The organism is Flavobacterium sp. T50_26 (assembly GCF_057652995.1).
The window spans coordinates 26496-44582 of the sequence record NZ_JBYFCC010000020.1; the positions used below are offsets into that span (position 1 = coordinate 26496).

An 18087-nucleotide genomic window follows, 5' to 3' on the forward strand; every position below is an offset into this window, starting at 1 on the left:
AAAAGATAGAGCGGATAGCGGGAAAATGGATGGCTGGAAATGCCCGAGTCATTCGCTTCTCACGGTTATCGGTTGTCTGTTATCAGTTATCAGGTTTCGGTTATAAGTTAGCAATTATCGGTTAGCGGTTTACAGACAACGGACAACGGACAACGGACAACAGACAACAGACAACAGACAACAGACAACAGAAAACTACTTTCTTTTCAGGATTTTGTATTCTTCGTAGCAATCATTAATTGCATCTAAAACTTGAAGGTCGTTGGCGGTTTTGATGAAGGATTCGGAATAATTACAGCGTTCTAAAATCTCAGGAATTTCTTTTTTGTCGATGCCAAGCATGATGGCGATTGTTTCGCGGTCAAATTTGGATTCTAATAGGTTTCGTACCGTATCGTCTTTCTTCATTTCTTTTAGCTTACGGAGTTCGCGAGGCTTGTTTCCGAAGAAATTATAAAGCATGTCGGTGGGATTGAAAATGGAGCCAAGCACGCGATTGAATGCGTTTGGTGAATATTGTCCGGCTTCGTAACCATAGTTTAGACCTGAAATTCCATAACGGTGATTTTCTTTGATTGGAATTAATTTGGCATCTACTTGAAGGTAACCTGTTAAATTGTAAGGTGTTAAAACGACTTCTTCTAAAGCAATTGCTTTTTCGGTTAGTTTTATTTGTGTGTTTTTTGATTTAATCCAGTCGTTTGTAACACGAACTCGAATGGATTGAAATCCGATTAACGAAATATGTAGTGTATCGTTGACTTGTACGCTGATTTCAAAAACGCCTTCGTTATTTGAGATGCTTCCGCGAACCGAATTCATGTTGATGATATTCACATTTGACAGCGGTTTAGAATCGCTATCGTTAAGTACAGTTCCGGTTACTTTTTCAGTTCGTTCTTTGTCCTGAGCATTTAATTGAAAAGTGATAAGCAATAAAAAAACTACAAAATATTTCATAAGATGATTTAACGGTTTAAAAGTAATAAATCACCGGAATATATTTTGTAGTTTCAGTATAATTATAAGAAAATTAACAAATGATGTTAGCTTCTTCTTGGTCTTCTGGTTTTTGCAGCTTCAAAAGAACGGCTTGCTGGTCTGTCGCCTTCTGTTCTTCTTGGTCTGTCTGACGATCCGCTTTCTGTTCTTGGTCTGAATCCGCCTTCACGTCTGTCTGATCTTGGAGCTCCGCCACCTTCTTTTCTTGGTCCGAAACCTCCGCTGCGTTGTCCAGAGCTTCTTTCTCCTCTGAATCCACCGCCACCGCCAGAACTTCTTCCGTTGTGGTCACGTCTTCCGCCACCATCATTTTTAGAAATTTCTACGTTGATTCTGCGACCTTCTATTTCCATTCCGTTAAGAATTCCCATTACTTTATCAGTATGTTCTTCGTCTGTGTTAAAGAAAGAGAAACCTTCTTTTACATCTACTTTATAAACATCTTCGCGACCTAATTCTAATGTGTCACGCAAGAAATCTTTCAGTTGCATCCAATCAAAATTGTCTCTAGAACCGATGTTTACGAAGTAACGAGTTGCTCCGCTTGTGTTTTCTCTTGGAGCTCTTTCTTCCCGACGGTCTGAACCGGAAGTTTGTGAAGATAAATCTCTGTTCTTTTTATAGTAATTAATGAAACGGTTAAATTCAACAGAAACCATTTTTTTAATTAATTCTTCTTTGCTTAAACCTTCTAAAACCTCGTTGATTGCCGGAAGATAGTTGTCAATTTCGTGATCTACTTCGGTATCTTTAATTTTAGTGGCTAAGTGTAATAATTGGATTTCGCAGATTTCGATTCCAGAAGGAATTGTTTTTTCTTCAAATTTTTGTTTGATGATTCTTTCGATAGACGAAATTTTACGTAATTCACTTTTGGTTACAATTACGATCGAAGTTCCTAATTTTCCTGCACGACCTGTACGGCCTGAACGGTGATTATAGGTTTCGATTTCATCAGGCAATTGATAATTTACCACGTGAGTGATGTTATCCACGTCAATTCCACGAGCTGCAACATCTGTCGCAACTAACATTTGAATTTGACGGCCGCGGAATGATTTCATAACGCCATCACGCTGAGCTTGTGATAAATCACCGTGCAAAGCAGCAGCATTATATCCGTCTTCGATTAATTTTTCGGCAACGGCTTGTGTATCTCTTTTGGTTCTACAAAATACTACCGAAAAGATATCCGGATTGGCATCGGCTAAACGTTTTAACGCTTCATAACGATCACGAGCATTCACTAAATAAAATTCGTGAGAAACGGTAGCGGAACCTGAATTTTTTGTTCCAACGGTAATTTCTACCGGATCGTGCATAAATTTTTTGGCGATACGAGAAACTTCAACCGGCATTGTAGCCGAGAATAGCCACGTATTTTTTTCGTCAGGAGTTGTTGAAAGGATGCTAACGATATCTTCGTAGAAGCCCATATTCAACATTTCATCTGCTTCGTCAAGAATACAATAATTAATTTGAGTGATGTTTACCAACCCTCTGTTAATCATATCTTGCATTCTTCCCGGTGTTGCCACAATAATTTGTGCACCGCGTTTTACTTCTCTGGCTTGTTCGGAGATGCTTGCACCACCATAAACAGCTACTACATTCAGTCCTTTTTCGTACTTGGAGTACAGCTTAATTTCGTTCGTAATCTGCAAACAAAGTTCGCGGGTTGGTGATAAAATTAAAGCTTGCGTATTTCTATTGTTCGCATCAATTTTTTGGATTAGCGGGAAACCAAATGCTGCCGTTTTCCCTGTCCCAGTTTGAGCCAACGCAACTAAATCTGTTTCTTGTTCCAATAAGAGGGGAATCGCTTTTTCCTGTACTTCGGTCGGATTTTCAAATCCTAGATCGATAATCGCACGTTGTAGCGACTCACTCAATCCTAATTGTTCAAATTTACTCATAAAATATTTTAAATTGGGTGCAAAGGTAGTCTTTTAAAATCACAAAAACTAATGATGTTAGTGATTGATTTTTAAATAGTTGGGAGTTGGTAGTTAGGAGTTAGGAGTTTGGAGTTGGAGGATTGGGGTGGAAGTTGGGTAAAAATGTGATTTATTTAGTTAAAAACGCAACCAATTTTTCAACCGCTAAACCACGGTGACTAATTTTGGATTTTTCGGCAATTGGCATTTCAGCGAAGGTCTTTGAATAGCCGTTTGGAATAAAAATTGGGTCGTATCCAAATCCTTCTAAGCCTCTTTTTTCGTTGATGATTTCACCTTTAATTATACCTTCGAACAAGTGCTGATTTCCATCCAAATTTAAACAAATAACGGTTTTGAACTGAGCATTTCTGTTTTCTTTATCAGCTAAGTTAGCAAGTAATTTATTCATATTGTCATCTGCATTTTTTTGCTCGCCGGCATAACGTGCTGAATAAACTCCGGGTTCGCCGTTTAATCCTGCAACTTCTAAACCTGTGTCGTCGGCAAAACAGGAATAACCATATTTTTCGGTTACATAATTTGCTTTTAGGATAGCATTTCCTTCGATTGTTATTGCTGTTTCGGGAATATCTTCAAAACATCCAATTTCTTCTAAACTTAAAATCGTAATTTCATTTGGAAGTAATAACTGAATTTCTTTAATTTTATTTTGATTATTTGAAGCGAAAACAAGTGCAAGTTTCATTTTTTTGTAACTAAATTTGATTTGTAAAAATAGTTCATTTTTTGAAGTTTATTTATAAATTTAAGAGCTTAATTTTTTTGATTTTGATGACAACTAATAGATTTTTACTTAGGCAGTTTACAGACAACGATTTGCAAAACGTTTACAAAGGACTTTCTCATCCGGAAGTTATCAAGTACTACGGAATTAGTTTTGCTTCTTTGGAAGAAACTAAAGAACAGATGAGTTGGTTTTCGCAATTGGAAAAAGACGAAACCGGTATTTGGTGGGCAATTGAATCGATTGAAAATCAAGAATTCTGTGGAGCAATCGGTTTTAATAATTTGAATAAGCAACACAAACGAGCCGAAATTGGTTTTTGGCTACTTCCTGAAAGTTGGAAAAAGGGAATTATTTCTGAAGTTTTACCTACAGTTTGTGATTATGCGTTTGAAAGTCTAGGTTTGCATCGTGTTGAAGCTCAAGTTGAAACTGAAAATTTAGCTTGTCAAAATATAATGAAAAAAAATAATTTTTTATTTGAAGGCACATTAAATGAATGTGAATTTAAAGATGGAAAATACATTAGTTTAGATTTATTTGCTCTATTTAATACAAAGGATAATTAACTTTTTAGTTAATTTTGTAGTATGTCAAAACGAGATCAAACCCCAAAAGAAGAAATTGTAAATGCTATCACACATGGTATTGGAATTCTTTTTTGTCTTGTTGCAATGCCGTTTTTATTAGTTGATTCGTTCAATGAAAACCAGCTGTCTACTTTTATATCAGTTCTTGCTTTTGGAGTTGGAATGTTGCTGGTTTATACATTTTCTACCTTATTTCACGCAGTTAAAAACCCCAAAGTCAAAGATATTTTACAAATTGGCGATCACATCAGTATTTATTTTCTAATCGCAGGAACCTACACTCCGCTAATGGTTAGCTATTTACAGCCAAAAACGGCAACTGTTTTTTTAGGTATAATGTGGTCAATTGTGGCTATTGGAATCATTTTTAAAATTTTCTTTACCAAAAAATTCAGATTTGTTTCAGTTTTACTCTATTTAGCTTTGGGTTGGATGATTGTTTTTGTGATAGAACCTCTCATTCATACCATGCCATTTTCCGTTTTTATGTGGATTTTAATAGGTGGATTGAGTTACACAATCGGAGTTTATTTTTATATGAAAGATCATAAATTTTATTATCACACTATTTGGCATTTTTTCGTTCTTTTTGGAACAATTGCTCATTTTGTTTCTATTTATTTAAGTGTTTAAGTGCTGGATTACTTCAATTGGCTTGCACATTTTATTACTTCAACAATAGTTAAATATAATTCCTTTATTATTTTTTATGTTTATACTTGTGTAGTTTTCTATATCAGGAAGTTAAGTTTCATTTAAAATATTATTTCAAAAAATAAAACCAAGCAAATAAAATTTCCGTACATAGAAAACCAATAAAACTAAATACCACAAAATGAAACATAATTACGAAGCCCCATCGTTTAAAGTTTTCTGTGCTTTTTCTTTTCTATTTATAGTAAGTATTTTTCATGTAAACGCACAATTTGTTATTAAAAATAACAGTCTTGCAGATGAAATTTCTCTACATCCTTACGCAAAAATTGCCAACTTAGAACAAAATAAGCGAACAGTTGAGCAAATAATTCTTGATGAAAAATTAGTTTTTGAAAATTTACCAAATGAAAACACTGATTTAGGTTTTACTAATAATAATTATTGGATAAAATTCGATATTCATAATGAAACCGATTCCGAAAAAACATTCTTTTTAGAAGCTTGTCGTCCAATTGTTGATGTCGCCGAATTTTATACCGTTGATGAAAAAGGAAACATATCTAAACAAATTAGCGGAGATGCAATTCCGTTCAAGGAGAGAAGTTTAAAAAACAGAAAAATTCTCTTTAAAATAACGCTTCAGCCAAACTCTGATTATTCCTATTTTCTTCATCTCAAGAGCGATGGCGAAGTAATTAATGCCGGAATCATGCTCAGAACAATGGATAATTTGATTCAAACCTTATCTTTTGAACAAGTTATTTTCGGAATTTTCTATGGAATTCTTCTCATTGCAGCTATAATTTATATGTTCTTCTTTTTTGCAATGAAGGAACGCAGTTTTTTGTATTACAGCTTATATGTTGTTTTTATCGGAATGTTGCAATTTTCATTAGATGGTTATTTTTATCAGTTATTTTCGCCCAATTCGGGTTGGCTTTGTTTAAATGCCGTTATTTTATCTGCTTGCATCGCTAATTTTTTCTTAGGAAGATATGCTCAAGTGTTTCTTCAAATAAAAAAGTATAGTAAGTTTATTAACAATGCTTTTTATGCAGTTTTTATTTTAGATTTCATTCTTTTAATTTCATTATTCGTTCATCCAAAAGCGTTAGAAGTATCCTATCCAATAGCCAATATTTTAGGGTTGTTTTTACTTATTTTAATAATATCTTCAGTAGTTGTAATCTATAGCAAAACCAGAAAAATAGATAAGTATTTTGTAATTGGTATTTTCTTTTTAATTGCAGGTTTTGTGATGTTTATTTTAAAGAATTTCAGTGTTTTACCTGTTACATTTATGACCGAAAACGGATCAAAACTAGGAACAGGAATGGAAGTAATTTTCCTCTCTCTTTCCATGGCAAATTTAATTCGATTATTGCGAGATGAACGTGAGGAATTGCAAGTGGTTGCCCTTCAAAAATCGGAAGAAATGAACGAAATGAAATCTTACTTTCTTTCAAACATTAGCCACGAACTTCGCACACCTTTGAATGCCATTTTGAATTTATCCAAAGAAATTTCAAAAGATTCTAAAGACGAAAACATTCAGAAAAATAGTTTATTAATCAAAGATTCATCCTATAGTTTGTTGAGTTCTGTGAACGATATTTTGGATTTTTCTAAAATTGAAAAAGGCGAATTAAAACTAGATTTAGAGGAATTTAGTCCAAAACCATTGCTAGAACATTTAGCTAAAAACATGGTTTATCGGGCAAAAAATCAAGGTCTCGGATTTAATTTAGACATTTCTCCGGATTTACCCGAAATGATTTTAGGCGATAAAATGCGTTTAACACAAATGATCAACAACGTGTTGAGCAATGCATTAAAGTTTACTACTCACGGATTTGTAACTTTTAAAGTTGAATCTAAACAGAAGAAAGGCAGCAATGTTGATTTGATTTTCACAATTGCAGATACCGGAGTTGGTATTCCAAAAGAAAAAATGAATTCTATTTTTGAATCGTTTACGCAAGAAAGCATCAACAACAAACGAAAATTCGGTGGATTAGGATTAGGGCTTTACATCGTAAAAACCTTGGCCGATTTGCACAATGGTAAAGTTGATTTGCAAAGCATTTTAGACCAAGGAACTGTATGCAAAATCACTTTAGAATACAAAACTATTGCAGTTGTAAAGCAAGAAATTCCAATTATTGAGGTGACTGATTATGATTTAAAAGGCAAAAATATTCTTGTAGTAGAAGATAATGCCATGAATCAAATGGTGATTAAAATGATTACTAAGAAGTGGTTAAATACTACTGTCGTTTTTGCTAATAACGGTCAAGAAGGCGTTACAGCATTACAGGAAAATCATTTCGATTTGATTCTAATGGATTTACAAATGCCCGTAATGGATGGCTACGAAGCCACGATTGCCATCAGAAATGGTGCTGCCGGAGAAGAGAAAAAAAATATCCCCATTATTGCTTTAACCGCCGATGTAATGGAAACAACAAAAGATCGAGTAATGGAAATCGGCATGAACAAATACATGTCTAAACCCGTCGATAAAGAATTGTTGTTTAAAAATGTTGCTGAGTTAGTCTAATTTTTTCAGAAGCTATTCCGGCTTTCCACTGCAAGTTTTTTGCATAAAACAAAAGTTTTGCACGGTTTTGCAAGAGCTCCCAAGGTCGCTTTGCAAAACCGGCAAAACTAAATTGTTTCATTCAAAAAAGCTTTCCGTTTCAATCCGGGCTAGGAAATCCCATTTCAAAAGAAAATCTTTTCAAAATTCTATTTCAATCGAACATAAACGTGTTTAATTCCTTTTTTATCCGATTCACGTTCATGAATTTCTAACAAATGTGTAAGCGATTTCATTAACGGAGTTAACTTAGAAAAACCAAAATTACGAGGATCAAATTCAGGTTTTTTCTTTACAATCAAATTTCCAACGTCACCCAAAAATGCCCAACCGTCATCATCGGCAATATCTTCGATGCTTGATTCGATTATATCAATAGTTTCCACATCAATTTTGGTGAATATTTTTTCTTCTTTCTTTTTATCAGCAGAAGTTGCAGTAGTTTTCTTCTTTTTGGCACCTTCTAAAACTTCAATAAAAATAAATCGGTCGCAAGCACTAATAAATGGTTTTGGCGTTTTTTGTTCGCCAATGCCAATCACTTTCATACCCGATTCTCTTAATCTAATGGCTAATCTTGTAAAATCACTATCACTTGAAACAATGCAAAAACCGTCTAATTTTCCGGAATATAATAAATCCATTGCATCAATAATCAACGCTGAATCCGAAGAATTTTTCCCTGTCGTGTAACCATATTGCTGAATTGGCGTAATTGCATTTTCTAACAAAACACCTTTCCAACCATTGGCATTCGGACGTGTCCAGTCGGCATAAATTCGCTTTGTAGTAGGCGTTCCATATTTTGCAATTTCTTCCATCATGCCTTTAATATTGCTAAACGGAACATTATCGGCATCAATCAAAACAGCTAATTTTAAATCATTATCGTCGTGTTTACTCATAAAAAATCGAATTATAAAATCAAATATACAGATATTAACACATTCTCATTACACTTTTTATGAATAAAATAAAAGTTACAATCAATTCAAAATCATTCTACAAAAAATATTATGAAAGTAGATTTGAAATCCTTATTTTTGCCACGTTTTTTAACACACAAAAAATCATGGTAAAAGATTTATTCGAAAGAATTCAGAACAATAAAGGTCCACTAGGAAAATGGGCATCTCAAGCAGAAGGTTACTTTGTTTTTCCAAAATTAGAAGGCGAATTAGGACCAAGAATGCAATTTCAAGGGAAAAATATTTTAAATTGGAGTCTAAACGATTATTTAGGATTGGCAAACCATCCAGAAGTTCGTCAAGCAGATACAGATGCGGCCATTAAATATGGTGCAGCTTACCCAATGGGAGCCAGAATGATGAGCGGACACACCGATGCTCATGAACAATTAGAGAATGAATTAGCTGCTTTTGTAATGAAAGAATCGGCTTATTTATTGAATTTTGGTTACCAAGGAATTATGTCTGCCATTGATGCATTGGTTACTAAAAATGATATTATTGTGTATGATGTAGATGCACATGCTTGTATTATTGACGGTGTTCGTTTACACATGGGAAAACGTTTTACCTATCGTCATAACGATTTGGAAAGTATGGAGAAAAATCTTCAACGTGCTACCAAAATGGCAGAAGAAACAGGTGGTGGAATTCTTTTTATTACCGAAGGTGTTTTTGGAATGCGTGGTCAACAAGGAAAATTGAAAGAAATTGTTGCCATGAAAGAAAAATACAATTTCCGATTATTGGTTGATGATGCTCATGGTTTTGGAACATTAGGAAAAACAGGAGCAGGAGCAGGCGAGGAGCAAGGTTGTCAAGACGGAATTGATGTTTATTTTTCAACTTTTGCCAAATCGATGGCTAGCATCGGAGCTTTTCTTGCTGCGGATAAAGATATTATTGATTATTTAAAGTATAATTTACGCTCGCAAATGTTTGCCAAAGCATTACCAATGATTCAAACTGTTGGAGCTTTAAAACGTTTAGAATTACTGCGAAATCACCCTGAATTAAAAGATAAATTGTGGGAAAACGTAAATGCTTTACAATCAGGTTTACGTGAAAGAAACTTTAATATCGGTGACACAAACACTTGTGTTACACCGGTTTATTTAGAAGGAAGTGTGCCTGAAGCAATGGTGATGGTGAATGATTTAAGAGAAAACTACGGTATTTTCTTGTCTATCGTAATTTATCCGGTAATACCTAAGGGAATAATTTTGTTGCGAATGATTCCAACTTCATCACATACACTTGCGGACATTGATGAAACACTTACAGCTTTTGAAGCAATCCGTGAGAAATTAGAAAACGGAACTTATAAAAAGATTGCAGACGCTACTACGGTAGATGTTTCTTAAATTTTTATAATAACTATAAATAATAAACCACTCTTTTACGGAGTGGTTTTGTTTTTATAAATCGATTCGGTATGTTCTTCGTTTTCGGTCAACAACCGAGTTGAAATTTTTCCATAAATTGTGAATGGCATTGTTTTCCTCTAATTCGGGAGTTCGGTTGCATTGTGTAATTCCTTTTTCTTTAAAAACGCGATAGTATTCTCTAAAAACAAGTGCTGTTACTCCTTTGTTTTGGTACTCAGGATCAATACCAATGAGATAAAACAAAACTTCTTTACTGTGTTTTTTGGCTTTCAGAAGATGATAAAATCCAAAAGGAAATAAACGACCATTTGCTTTTTGTAAGGCTTCAGAAAAACCTGGCATTACAATACTAAACGCAACCATTTTGTCATTTTTATCTACCACAAATAAAATATATTCAGGATTAACAAACGGAATATACTTCTTTTTAAAATATTCCTTTTGCCTTTCTGAGACAGCAACAAAAGAAGCTAGTTTTTCATAACTTGAATTAAACAAATCAAACATCTTGTCCACATACGGAAGGATGTCTTTTGTGTTTGTAAAAGTGAGTGCTTTTAATTCATACCGCTTTTGAATCAACTCACTGGCCTTCATGAACGTATCCGGATTTACATTTGAAAACGAAAATACACTTTCAAAATATTCCTTTTCTCTCACATAGCCCAGTTGTTCCAAATGATCTTTGTAATAAGGATAATTATACCAAGTAATCATCGACCCTAAACGATCAAAACCTTCGGTTAAAACCCCTACTTTGTCAAGGTTTGAAAATCCCATCGGACCTTCTACATATTCTAAATTGTTTTTTCTACCTAATTCATATACTTTTTCCAGCAGGGCTTTAGTAACTTCAATATCATCAATCACGTCCCACCAACCAAAACGTACTTTTCTTTTTTGCTGATTATTAACTTCTTCCCAATTGATAATGGCCGCTATTCGTCCAACAATTTTATTTTCTCGGTAAGCTAAATAAAAATAAGCTTCTGCATTATCAAAGGCTGGATTTTTCTCTTTGTTAAATGTTTCTAATTCATCCGAAATTAAAGGAGGAACCCAAAACGGATGATTTTTGTATAACGAAAATGGAAATTTAACGTAATCAGTAAGCAGTTTTTTTGAATTTGCTTCAATAATTTGTATCATATTATTCTCCTCCTTCAACTTCATCAACACGTTTTTTCTTATCTTTTTTATCTTTTTTCTTTTTATCTACTCTTTTTCCACCATCTTCTTCGCGTTCCATTTTCACTGGTTTATGTTTTTTATCAAATCGCCAAGAAACACCAACTCCACCATATAAAATATCGGGAGTATCTTTAAAGTTTTTACTGATGGAAGCATCTACTTGCAAATTGTTTTGAATTAAATAAGCAGAACCAATTCTAAAAATACTATCTGAATAATAGTCACCTTTTACACCTTGATTTTCAATAAAACCCGACCATTTCTGATTAAATCCACGCGTCAATGTTAAAATGTAACCTAATGATTTATAATCGGTTGTGAATTTGTCGTAGAAAATATTAGTCACCAAAACCCATCGGGATCCAAAATGATTTTGAGCTATAATCATTATTTTCGGACTCATACTTGGTTCATTTGCATACGCATAATCTTCATTGGCAAAACCAAAATTCATACCGGCATAAACACCAATAGCAGGAATAAATTGTTTCCATTTGAAACGATGATTGGCTTTCCAACTTAATAAATTTGGTTTGTCTTCACCTTTTTTAAACGGATCATAGATTAGATATTTTGCTCCAAAAGTTGTACTTCTAAATCCGCTTCTGGATGTTTCAACCAACGGTGTATAGTATTTGTCATATTGGTATTTGAAGTTTCCAATTACTTCCAATTGTTCAAAAAGAAATCCGTAACGAACATCTAAATCAACTCCAAATCCATTTGAATTATAACGAGAAAGGTTATGGTCTTCTCTAATTCCATATAGACCACTTTCCATTTGAAAAACATTTTTTCCAACCGAAAATGCCGCCATCGAAAGTCCGGGACGGTTAGAGTTTATCATATCTGTGTGCTGAGCCAGTAAACTTGAAAAGCTTAAGACCAATGCAAATTGAAGTAAATTTTGAATTTTTTTCATGGTAGTAATGAGGTTGAATTACTGATTAGAAACCAAAAATAAGACTTTTTATTATTTATTTAAGATTGTTAGTTTAATTTTGATTGACGTATTTCTTATTTTTACCAAAAATATTAATTATGCAAACAGCATCAGTTCCGGGATTTATCAGAACAATTTTAATTATTGTTGGAATTTACTATGCTTTTAAGATTTTAGCTCGTTTATTAATGCCTTTCTTGTTAAGAAAAATGGTTCAAAAAGCCGAACAAAATTTTAAGCAACAAATGAATAATCCCAATCAAAATACAACTCAATCACAAAATACAGCTGCTTCATTTGAAAAGCCTAAATCCAAAAAGCAAGTTGGAGAATACATCGATTATGAAGAAGTAGATTAGAATGATTACTTTCGCTTAATTTTAGTATTGATTTTAAAAGTTTAAAATGAAATATTTTCAAAAATTTCTTCCGCATCTTTTAGCATTTTTTGGTTTTGTGATTCTTTCACTGGTTTATTTTTATCCTGTTTTGCAAGGCAAACAAATTTCGCAATCCGATATTGTGCAATACACAGGTATGGCAAAGGAACAAAACGATTTTCGAGCAGAGTTTGATGAAGAACCGTTTTGGACAAACTCCGCTTTTGGCGGAATGCCAACGTATCAATTAGGAGCAAAGTATCCGCATAATTACGTGAAATCAGTTGATGGTTTTTTACGATTTCTTCCTCGTCCTGCAGATTATTTGTTTTTATATTTTCTTGGTTTTTACATTCTTTTGAGTGTTTTAAAAGTTGATCCGCTAAAAGCCTTTTTTGGAGCATTAGCTTTCGGATTTTCCACATATCTCATCATTATTTTAGGAGTCGGACATAATGCAAAGGCTCACGCAATCGCTTATATGCCGATGGTTGTAGCCGGAGTTTTACTTGTTTTTCAAAAACGATTTATCGTTGGAGGATTACTTACGATGGCAGCTGCAGCTCTTGAAATTCAAGCGAATCACTTTCAAATGACATATTATTTACTGTTGTTGTTAATTGTGATTTCCGTTTATTACATTTATAAATTAATCAAAGCTAAAGAATTCAAAAATATCGGAATTGCTTTTGGAGTTTTTACCATTGCCGGCATTTTAGCTTTAGGTACAAATGCCACAAATTTATTGGCTACAGCCGAGTATACCGAATTTAGTACCAGAGGCAAAAACGAATTAACCATTGGTTTAGAAGGTGAAAAAGTAGAGAATAAATCTGGTATGACGTATGAATACATCACCGAATATAGCTACGGAATTGCCGAAAGTTTCAATTTAATTGCCCCTCGACTATTTGGTGGAGGAAATTCTGAAAAATTAGGAGAGAATAGTGCTTTATACGAAATGTTTATTGGTTTAGGTGCTCCTGAAAGCGATGCATTGGAATATGCTTCTCAAGCACCAACCTATTGGGGAGACCAACCTATTGTTGCCGCTCCGGCTTATATTGGAGCAATTGTATTTTTTCTTTTTGTATTAGCAATGTTCACAGAAAAACGTAAATTGAAATATGCTTTTTTAGTAGGAGCCATTTTTTCATTGATGCTTTCTTGGGGTAAAAATTTCCCAATTCTAACCGATTTTTTTATCGATTATTTTCCGTTGTATAACAAATTCAGAGCAGTTTCTTCTATACAAGTCATCTTAGAATTATGTATTCCGGTTTTGGCTGTTTTGGGATTGTATTCATTTTTTAAATTAGAAAAAGGAGAACAATGGAAAGCACTTTGGAAATCATCTGCAATTGCAGTAGGTGTTTTAGTCTTGCTTTTTGTGTGTAAAGGAATGTTTAGCTTTTCTGCAGAAAGCGATAGTTATTTCAGACAAGCGTATGGCGAAATTGGTCAACCTTTTGTTGATGCTTTGAAGGAAGATAGAAGAGCGATGTACACCTCCGATTTACTTCGTTCAATGGGATTGATAGCAGCAGCTTTTGCTCTTTTCTGGTTGTTTATAAAAGAAAAAGTGTCACAAACTATTTCGGTAATTTTAATTGGTTCTTTGATGGTTTTGGATTTGTATGTAATTGATAAAAATTATGTAAACGCCGATGATTTCGTAAATGCAAGACAAGTCAATCAACCGTTTCAACCCACAGAGGCTGATTTAAAAATTTTGGAGGATAAAGATCCAAACTTCCGTGTTTTCGAACCAAGTCAAGGAATGGCAGGAGGTAGAACTTCCTATTTTCATAAAGCGATTGGCGGCTATAGTGCAGTAAAACCGCAACGTATTCAGCAATTATACGATTATCAAATTGCGAACAATAATATTCAAGTTCTGAATATGTTGAATGTCAAATATGTTATTCAAACCACCGAAGAAGGTCAGCCTATTCCACTTCAAAACCCAAATGCAAATGGAAATGCATGGTTTGTGAGTAATATAAAAACCGTTAAAAATGCGGATGAAGAAATTCGTGCTTTGGATAGTTTAGATACTAAAAATGAAGCGGTTGTTGACAAAGAATTCATGAAATCGGTAAGTTCAAAATCGTTTGTAAAAGATAGTTTAGCAACCATCACATTAGAGGAATACAAACCGAATTACCTAAAATATACTTCTCAAAATACCAATAAAGGTTTAGCTATTTTTTCTGAAATCTATTATCCAAAAGGATGGAAAATCACAATTGATGGGAAAGAAGCAGAACAGATTAGAGCTAATTATGTGTTAAGAGCTTTAGAAATTCCGGCAGGAAAACATACTATTGAGTTCAAATTTGAACCGGATGTAGTGAGAACTGGAAGTTCAATTGCTTTGTTTAGTTCGATTGGAATTTTGTTGCTTTTGATAGGCGGAATTTATTTTGAAACTAAAAATCATTCTAAAAAAGACAAAATATAGCTTACTATTTATTTGTATATTTGATTGAATTAAGTGAAAGATGAATAAAGCAATTTTACATCACGGAAATCCAAAAGAATTGGAAGCAAAAAGAATAGCTGAAATAAAATCACTTTCTTATGCAAGACGATTAGAATGTTTAATTGCGATAATTGAGGTTTCGTATGCGTTAAAAAATGCACCTAAAATTTATCTTAAAAAATGATTGAAGAAATAATAAATAGTTAGAAAAATCATTTAAGTTAATGTGTGTCATTTCGACGAAGGAGAAATCACATAAAGTTGCGTAAAAACATTAAAACTTTTTGATAAATTCATATTATGTGATTTCTCCTTCGTCGAAATGACACGACAATGTCATATTTTTTTTAAGAAGTTTATAAATCATTTCCTAATCTTGCAACAAACCACAAAAAAAGTCCTCATCATATCCTACTACTGGCCGCCAGCCGGAGGTCCCGGTGTACAACGTTGGCTAAAATTCGTGAAATATCTACCGGATTTTGGGTATGAACCGCATATTTATATTCCCGAAAATACAACCTATCCAATTGTTGATGAAAAGTTAATGAATGAAGTTTCCGAAAAGGCGATTATCATCAAACAAAAAATTAAAGAACCGTATCGTTGGGCTTCTTTTTTATCCAAAAAAAACACCAAAAAAATCAGTTCCGGAATCATTCCAAGCAAAAGGAAACAATCATTAATTGAAAAAGTAATGCTTTGGATTCGCGGCAACCTTTTTATTCCGGATGCTCGCGTTTTATGGGTGAAACCTTCGGTTGCTTTTTTGAAAGAGTATATTGAAAAACATCAATTTGAAACAATCATTACAACCGGTCCGCCACACAGTTTGCATTTAATTGGTTTGCAATTAAAAAAGCAAAGTAATGTCAAATGGATTGCAGACTTTCGTGATCCTTGGACGACAATCGGTTATCACAAAGAATTGATGCTGACTGAAAAATCGGAAAAGAAACACAAAGAATTAGAGAAAAAAGTTCTCAATTCTGCCGATAAAATCATCGTTACAAGTCCGACAACAAGAAGCGAATTTTCTAAATTAACTTCAAAACCAATTGAAGTAATTACAAATGGTTATGATGTGGAAAAAGTTACTAAAACCGAATTAGATGATAAATTTTCCATTGCTCACATCGGTTCATTTTTATCAGACAGAAACCCGAGAATTTTGTGGAAAGTAGTAAAAGAATTAGTAAAAGAAAACAAAGAATTTGCAACTGATTTTCAATTGAAATTGATTGGAAAAGTGAGTCAAGATGTCTTGGAAACGATTGATGAATTTAAGTTGACTAAATTTGTTACTAATTTAGGATATGTTTCACACGATGAAGCGGTTATTCATCAACGAACTTCACAGGTTTTGTTGTTAATTGAAATTGATTCAGAAGAAACCCGTTGCATCATTCCCGGAAAATTATTTGAATACATGGTTTCCGAACGTCCGATTATTGCAATTGGACCTAAAGAATCCGATTTTGAAGGGATTTTGAAAGAAACAAATACCGGACAGTTTTTTACATATGATGAAAAATGGAAATTAAAAGAAGCTATTTTTGCTCACTATCAATTGTATAAGCAGCGTAATTTAAAAGTTTATCCGGTTGGTTTGCAACATTATAGTAGAAAGAGTCTAACTGAGAAGTTAGTCAAAACCTGTTTAGAATAACAATCTAAAAATCCAACAATCTAATTATCTAATCAATGGGAATCGTACTCAATCAATCCTTCAAAAACACCGTCATTACCTTTATCGGTTTTGCAATTGGTGCAACGAATGCATTGTTTATGTACACGCATTTTTTGGGAGAAGATTATTATGGATTAACCGCTTTTTTGCTTTCATCAGCCAATATAATGATGCCCTTGATGGCGTTTGGAATTCAAAATACATTAGTGAAATTTTATTCCGAACATCAAACTGAAGATGAAAAATCACGATTTCTGAATTTAGTTTTGGTGTTGCCGTTCGTCATAATCATTCCAATTTTCTTGATTTTGTTTCTGTTTTATGGAGAAGCAGCGACTTTACTTTCCAAAAAAAATCCAATTATTCACAATTACGTTTGGATAATTCCGGTGATCGGATTGTTTATGGGTTATTTCGAGATTTTTTATGCGTGGGTCAAAGTCCATTTGAAATCGGTTTTTGGCAACTTTGTGAAAGAAGTTTTACTTCGTGTATTCATCAGCATTTTTCTTTTTGCGGTTTATTTTGATTGGATAACCAACGTGCAATTTGTCTATTGTTTGGTGTTTATTTATTTTACGATGATGGTTATTATGGGATTGGTCGCTTTTTCTGTGCGAAAACCCCAATTTCATTTGAAGTTTCCAAAAGAAAAAAGAGAAGTCATTGTCTATTCCGCATTTATCATATTTTCGTCCAGCATCGCGGTGCTTTTGTTGGATATTGATAAGTTTATGATTGGGCAATACATTCCAATTAATGAAGCGGCATATTATTCGGTGGCGATTTTTATTGCCTTGACGATTTCTGTTCCGATGCGGGCGATGCACCAAATTACGCACCCAATTACGACCGATTTAATGGCGAGAAAGAAACACGATGAACTGAATGATTTATACAAGAAAACAGCCATCACACTTCAAGTGATTGGAGGATTTATTATGTTGGGAATTCTAACCAACATTCATCAAGTGTATGCGTTATTGCCAGAAAAATACAGCGGTGGAGTAGCGGTGGTGTTTTTGATTTCCTTTTCAAAATTCTTTGATTTGATGTTGGGAAATAACAATTCCATCATTTTTAATTCAAAATATTATCGAACGGTGCTGTTTTTAGGGTTGTGTTTGGTGGTTCTGACTGTAAGTTTGAATATGTATTTTATTCCGAACTTTGGTATTGAAGGAGCGGCGATTGCCACTTTAATTTCCATTGGATTATACAGTCTAGCCAAATTTTTATTTGTGGTTTTTAAAATGGATTTGTTTCCGTTTACCCAAAAAACAATTGTTTCATTAGGAATCATCGCTCTAACTTTTGTTGTCTTTTATTTTTGGAATTTTTCCTTTCATCCGATTTTGAATATTGTATTGAAATCGGTTTTAATTGCCTTATTTTATTGGTTTTTGAATTTTAAATTTAAAACTTCTGATGATATTAATGGGGTGATAAAAGGGGTTTTGAAGAAGGTTTGGAGGTAGAGAAATGAATTTTTTGTGATTTTTGACGGTT

At 33.6% G+C, this 18087-nt stretch carries 15 protein-coding genes; 9 read left to right on the forward strand and 6 right to left on the reverse strand.

All coding sequences use genetic code 11. The features are described from left to right. Nucleotides 1-195: 195 nt before the first annotated feature. The 3 genes from AC23MC_RS12285 to AC23MC_RS12295 form a co-directional block, all read right to left on the reverse strand. Nucleotides 196-960: a carboxypeptidase-like regulatory domain-containing protein gene (locus tag AC23MC_RS12285; RefSeq protein WP_487568648.1), complete on the reverse strand. Its 765-nt coding sequence runs from the start codon at nt 958-960 to the stop codon at nt 196-198. A gap of 86 nt (nt 961-1046) precedes the next feature. Further along, a complete protein-coding gene (locus AC23MC_RS12290) occupies nt 1047-2918 on the reverse strand; it encodes a DEAD/DEAH box helicase (RefSeq protein WP_487568649.1) in 1872 nt (623 codons plus the stop codon). A 151-nt stretch (nt 2919-3069) separates the two neighbouring features. After that, complete coding sequence (locus AC23MC_RS12295; RefSeq protein WP_487568650.1) at nt 3070-3648, reverse strand: non-canonical purine NTP diphosphatase; 579 nt, start codon at nt 3646-3648, stop codon at nt 3070-3072. A gap of 86 nt (nt 3649-3734) precedes the next feature. On the opposite strand from AC23MC_RS12295, the gene AC23MC_RS12300 reads away from it, so the two are divergent. From AC23MC_RS12300 to AC23MC_RS12310, 3 genes are all read left to right on the forward strand, one after another. After that, a complete protein-coding gene (locus AC23MC_RS12300; protein WP_487568651.1) occupies nt 3735-4256 on the forward strand; it encodes a GNAT family N-acetyltransferase in 522 nt (173 codons plus the stop codon). 21 nt (nt 4257-4277) lie between these two features. Beyond that, nucleotides 4278-4910 carry a PAQR family membrane homeostasis protein TrhA gene (gene trhA, locus AC23MC_RS12305; protein ID WP_487568652.1) on the forward strand — a complete coding sequence of 211 codons (633 nt, stop codon included), beginning with the start codon at nt 4278-4280 and terminating at the stop codon, nt 4908-4910. A gap of 202 nt (nt 4911-5112) precedes the next feature. Then, nucleotides 5113-7494: a 7TM diverse intracellular signaling domain-containing protein gene (locus AC23MC_RS12310; protein WP_487568653.1), complete on the forward strand. Its 2382-nt coding sequence runs from the start codon at nt 5113-5115 to the stop codon at nt 7492-7494. A 188-nt stretch (nt 7495-7682) separates the two neighbouring features. Here the strand turns inward: AC23MC_RS12310 and AC23MC_RS12315 are convergent, their stop codons facing one another. Next, complete coding sequence (locus AC23MC_RS12315; protein ID WP_487568654.1) at nt 7683-8438, reverse strand: NYN domain-containing protein; 756 nt, start codon at nt 8436-8438, stop codon at nt 7683-7685. Nucleotides 8439-8605: 167 nt separating this feature from the next. Here AC23MC_RS12315 and capB point away from each other — a divergent pair, with 167 nt between their 5' ends. After that, nucleotides 8606-9865, forward strand: a complete 1260-nt coding sequence (gene capB, locus AC23MC_RS12320; RefSeq protein ID WP_487568692.1) for a cysteate-C-fatty acyltransferase — start codon at nt 8606-8608, stop codon at nt 9863-9865. A 54-nt stretch (nt 9866-9919) separates the two neighbouring features. Here the strand turns inward: capB and AC23MC_RS12325 are convergent, their stop codons facing one another. Beyond that, complete coding sequence (locus AC23MC_RS12325; RefSeq protein WP_487568655.1) at nt 9920-11038, reverse strand: GTP cyclohydrolase; 1119 nt, start codon at nt 11036-11038, stop codon at nt 9920-9922. A gap of 1 nt (nt 11039) precedes the next feature. Further along, nucleotides 11040-12002 (reverse strand): transporter, encoded by a 963-nt coding sequence (locus tag AC23MC_RS12330; RefSeq protein ID WP_487568656.1) that lies wholly within the window; start codon nt 12000-12002, stop codon nt 11040-11042. 119 nt (nt 12003-12121) lie between these two features. Between AC23MC_RS12330 and AC23MC_RS12335 the strand changes: the two genes are divergently transcribed. The 5 genes from AC23MC_RS12335 to AC23MC_RS12355 all read left to right on the forward strand — a co-directional run bounded on the left by AC23MC_RS12335 (nt 12122) and on the right by AC23MC_RS12355 (nt 18056). Further along, a complete protein-coding gene (locus tag AC23MC_RS12335) occupies nt 12122-12382 on the forward strand; it encodes a hypothetical protein (RefSeq protein WP_487568657.1) in 261 nt (86 codons plus the stop codon). Between the two features lie 46 nt (nt 12383-12428). Next, the gene (locus tag AC23MC_RS12340) at nt 12429-14867 is read left to right on the forward strand and encodes a YfhO family protein (protein WP_487568658.1); all 2439 of its coding nucleotides are present in this window, start codon (nt 12429-12431) and stop codon (nt 14865-14867) included. A gap of 40 nt (nt 14868-14907) precedes the next feature. After that, the gene (locus AC23MC_RS12345; RefSeq protein WP_487568659.1) at nt 14908-15072 is read left to right on the forward strand and encodes a hypothetical protein; all 165 of its coding nucleotides are present in this window, start codon (nt 14908-14910) and stop codon (nt 15070-15072) included. Between the two features lie 192 nt (nt 15073-15264). Continuing rightward, complete coding sequence (locus AC23MC_RS12350) at nt 15265-16557, forward strand: glycosyltransferase family 4 protein (RefSeq protein ID WP_487568660.1); 1293 nt, start codon at nt 15265-15267, stop codon at nt 16555-16557. 35 nt (nt 16558-16592) lie between these two features. After that, on the forward strand, nt 16593-18056 hold the full coding sequence (locus AC23MC_RS12355) for a lipopolysaccharide biosynthesis protein (RefSeq protein ID WP_487568661.1): 1464 nt from the start codon (nt 16593-16595) through the stop codon (nt 18054-18056). Nucleotides 18057-18087 lie beyond the last annotated feature (31 nt).

Excerpts from the sequence above, each read along its gene's own strand:
- AC23MC_RS12285 (WP_487568648.1), bottom strand. The coding sequence starts at position 960 with ATGAAATATTTTGTAGTTTTTTTATTGCTTATCACTTTTCAATTAAAT.
- AC23MC_RS12290 (WP_487568649.1), bottom strand. The coding sequence starts at position 2,918 with ATGAGTAAATTTGAACAATTAGGATTGAGTGAGTCGCTACAACGTGCG.
- AC23MC_RS12295 (WP_487568650.1), bottom strand. The coding sequence starts at position 3,648 with ATGAAACTTGCACTTGTTTTCGCTTCAAATAATCAAAATAAAATTAAA.
- AC23MC_RS12300 (WP_487568651.1), top strand. The coding sequence starts at position 3,735 with ATGACAACTAATAGATTTTTACTTAGGCAGTTTACAGACAACGATTTG.
- trhA (WP_487568652.1), top strand. The coding sequence starts at position 4,278 with ATGTCAAAACGAGATCAAACCCCAAAAGAAGAAATTGTAAATGCTATC.
- AC23MC_RS12310 (WP_487568653.1), top strand. The coding sequence starts at position 5,113 with ATGAAACATAATTACGAAGCCCCATCGTTTAAAGTTTTCTGTGCTTTT.
- AC23MC_RS12315 (WP_487568654.1), bottom strand. The coding sequence starts at position 8,438 with ATGAGTAAACACGACGATAATGATTTAAAATTAGCTGTTTTGATTGAT.
- capB (WP_487568692.1), top strand. The coding sequence starts at position 8,606 with ATGGTAAAAGATTTATTCGAAAGAATTCAGAACAATAAAGGTCCACTA.
- AC23MC_RS12325 (WP_487568655.1), bottom strand. The coding sequence starts at position 11,038 with ATGATACAAATTATTGAAGCAAATTCAAAAAAACTGCTTACTGATTAC.
- AC23MC_RS12330 (WP_487568656.1), bottom strand. The coding sequence starts at position 12,002 with ATGAAAAAAATTCAAAATTTACTTCAATTTGCATTGGTCTTAAGCTTT.
- AC23MC_RS12335 (WP_487568657.1), top strand. The coding sequence starts at position 12,122 with ATGCAAACAGCATCAGTTCCGGGATTTATCAGAACAATTTTAATTATT.
- AC23MC_RS12340 (WP_487568658.1), top strand. The coding sequence starts at position 12,429 with ATGAAATATTTTCAAAAATTTCTTCCGCATCTTTTAGCATTTTTTGGT.
- AC23MC_RS12345 (WP_487568659.1), top strand. The coding sequence starts at position 14,908 with ATGAATAAAGCAATTTTACATCACGGAAATCCAAAAGAATTGGAAGCA.
- AC23MC_RS12355 (WP_487568661.1), top strand. The coding sequence starts at position 16,593 with ATGGGAATCGTACTCAATCAATCCTTCAAAAACACCGTCATTACCTTT.